Origin of the sequence: Burkholderia sp. SCN-KJ (assembly GCF_024656005.1) — a bacterium.
In the GTDB taxonomy this organism is placed as follows: domain Bacteria; phylum Pseudomonadota; class Gammaproteobacteria; order Burkholderiales; family Burkholderiaceae; genus Burkholderia.
The window spans coordinates 1-2,946 of record NZ_JANKOG010000068.1; the positions used below are offsets into that span (position 1 = coordinate 1).

The 2,946-nt window shown below is 58.1% G+C and carries 3 protein-coding genes; all 3 read left to right on the plus strand.

From position 1 onward, the window contains the following. Nucleotides 1-559 precede the first annotated feature (559 nt). The 3 genes from NQV17_RS37580 (at nucleotide 560) to NQV17_RS37590 (ending at nucleotide 2,808) form a co-directional block, all read left to right on the plus strand. A complete protein-coding gene (locus NQV17_RS37580) occupies nucleotides 560-1,942 on the plus strand; it encodes a hypothetical protein (RefSeq protein WP_257776130.1) in 1,383 nt (460 codons plus the stop codon). A 267-nt stretch (nucleotides 1,943-2,209) separates the two neighbouring features. After that, nucleotides 2,210-2,374, plus strand: a complete 165-nt coding sequence (locus NQV17_RS37585; RefSeq protein WP_257776131.1) for a zinc ribbon domain-containing protein — start codon at nucleotides 2,210-2,212, stop codon at nucleotides 2,372-2,374. Between the two features lie 230 nt (nucleotides 2,375-2,604). Then, nucleotides 2,605-2,808 carry a cold-shock protein gene (locus tag NQV17_RS37590; protein ID WP_057926883.1) on the plus strand — a complete coding sequence of 68 codons (204 nt, stop codon included), beginning with the start codon at nucleotides 2,605-2,607 and terminating at the stop codon, nucleotides 2,806-2,808. The last annotated feature ends 138 nt before the right edge of the window (nucleotides 2,809-2,946 follow it).

A 2,946-nucleotide genomic window follows, 5' to 3' on the forward strand; every position in this document is an offset into this window, starting at 1 on the left:
GCTCCGAAAACGACTTCTGCAGACCTTCCTTAACAGGCCAGGAATTTAATTTCGCAACAGCTTCTAAGCCTACGGCTCCACGGCGGCCTAATCATGAATTCTCATCGCCTGGAGGCGCCGTCCGAATGGGTAGATTGCCGCGTATCCCGGTGGACTGTCGATCTAAGCGCACACAACTTGTTCATACGCCCGGAAGCATCGTGACAGGCTGCATGAAACGTGGGGATTCGCCGTATCGGCGCGCGAGCGCCCCGGCAAGCTGTCGGTCAACGTCGCAATTCCGTGAAGAATCGGAAGCCATCTCGACCTCGCGCTCTTGAGCCGAACGTGGACCGGCGCGCATCGATCGTGGATGGGTTTCCTGTCACGGGCAGCGCAAGAGACTATGGGATACCGTACAGGTGAAGCTTTACCGGATCGCGGTGTGCTGCGATCGGACGACGCTGTTGAATCGCACCCGGGACGTACATTTTCGACCGTGGAACCACTGACGCTTCAAGTGCCAACACCGGCCCGTCTATAATCGAAGGTTCACAATGATCGCATGGAGCCCTACTTTATGAGTCAATCCCGCGGGCGATATGCGGGATCTCGGGACAGCGGCCAACGTCAACCTCGCCACGTAAAAAAATCCCCGTCCAATCGGCAGGGACAACCGTATGTGAAGACGCCTCCTCGAGATGCCGCCCAGACTGCCTCCATTTTCAAAACACGATCGTTTCAGTTTCTTGTCGATGCGGTAGGCGCAGAAAATATCGCGATAGCGCTTGAATCGAACATGGCGCGAGTCGGCGAACTGATGAAGGGCGAGAGGTTCACACCCGAGACCGCCTTTCACATGGAAACCACGCTTGGGTTGCCGCATGGTTTTTTTGACCATCCCAATCCTGCGCTCGCGGCCGAGACCATCGCTCGTCTGAAGTCACCGCTCGACTTCATTCAAACGGACGACGGACAAGGCGCGGAGTCTGAAGCACTTAAGCCGTCTTCGGCCCTAAGCGTCGATCAACAATCAGTTCTTAAAGATAGTTTGTCCGAGGAAGCGAAAATGCCAAAGAAAGCAGCTGGACGAGCGTCCAGGGCCGTCAAGAACCGTCAAAGCGAAATGGTCGAACAGCCTACGCCCCAGGCGCCGCAAAAAACTTCGCCTTCGAAATACAAGCGTTCTCCTAAAACGCCCGAACAGCAATCGCTGGCATTGAGCGACAGCGCCGAGGTAGAAAACATCCGACGCGCTAACCTCCACGTTCTCACCAGTCGCAACGGATCGAAGGTACGACTTGGTGTAGTCATGGCGATGAGTGGATCCAACATGGCCCATCGGCTACATGGCAAGAAGCGCATGGACAGTGTGGAAGCAAACCGGTTCACGGAGCGACTTGGATTGCCAAGTGGCTGGTTGGACACCCCGCGCTCCGAAGCCGAGATTCCGGAGTCGGTGTCGCGTATGCTTACGCCTGCACCGCGCGGTCGCGTATCCGTTCAACACGAGCCGCCGGCAGTCGTAACAAGCGATGGCGTGCCAGGGACGCTCGCCGATGAGAAAGCGCACATGGGGCGCGCGCGGACGGGCGCCCTGGGCGATTCGGAAAGCCCCTCACCTGTTTCAGCGGACGTCACAGGAGAAAAAGAGACGGCCGTCGTCAGCCCGCAAGATCATATAAGCGATTTCTCCGACGACCTTGCCGGTCGCACACTTGAAGTAAGTGATGGCGAGGCGCCGGCTGCCACACCGGCAACCCTTGAGTCGCTCCCCGCCTCCGCAATACCGCAGCGAAACCCTGTACCGCCCCCCGTCCCTTCCGTGACCAGCCTGGACAATCTTGATGGTATTGCACCGATTGCGGAAGCATTGATCAAGACGCTAGCAGGTAAAGCCCGTACGGGTCGACTCGACGAATTGAAAGCGCTGGAGCTTTTGCAGCAAGCGGTCCTGTTGTGAGTCGGCGGTAGCGTGCCAAGCCCCCTCGTGCCATGACGAATAAGCGCAACGAGGTGGGCTGGGCCCGGCGCGCTATGCAACGTCCCAACACGATCGACCGCCCATGTGCCCGGGTGCATGATCCGGTGACGGAGGTTCGTGCGATCGCGCGCAGCTGCAGCTCAACTCCCTCGCAATCGCATCAATGCGGGTTCGCTGCAATATCGAGTTCGCGCCGCCACGCACCATACTCATATCCTCGCGCAGCATCGATACCGGAGGAATGCCATGCCGACCTACCAATACCGTTGCGAGAAGTGCGGCAAAACGTTCGGGAGCGTCGAGCATCTCGCCGAACATGCATCGGCTCATCCGCCTTGCCCTCATTGCGGAAGCGAACAGGTTCAACACGTACCGACGCCATTTTTCGCGAAGACGTCAAGAAAGAGTTGATCCAGGCTGTCGAGGCTATTTTCCCGTTCGCCAGGCGCTAACGCTGAAATCGCTTATGAGGCAGCGCGTCTGGTTCAACCAAGATTCTGAGGGGGTTGCATCGGCTATGCCGGCGTGGCTTACAAGAAATCTGGATTGTCAGTGACAGCCCCCTCGTGATACAAGGTAGCCGCTGTCTGGCGCACGCCAGGCGCATCATTTACAACCGATTTCCTTGGAGCGTTCAGAGTATGGCAACGGGTACCGTCAAATGGTTTAACGATACGAAGGGGTTTGGATTCATCACGCCGGATGACGGCGGCGAAGACCTGTTTGCGCACTTCTCCGAGGTTCAGGGAAGTGGCTTCAAATCGCTTCAGGAGGGCCAGAAGGTCAGCTTCGAGGTCAAGCAGGGCCCCAAGGGGAAGCAGGCTGCCAGCATCAAGCCGCTGTAAGTTTTCCCGCAGCGAACACGTCCGGTCAGGACAACGATCAGGCCGACGCGTGATCGCTGCCAGTCTGGAGTCGGGCGTCGAAGGGATACCACGCCCGGCTTGCCTCAGCGCTCGAGAAAGGGCCTGAGCTTGTCCGCA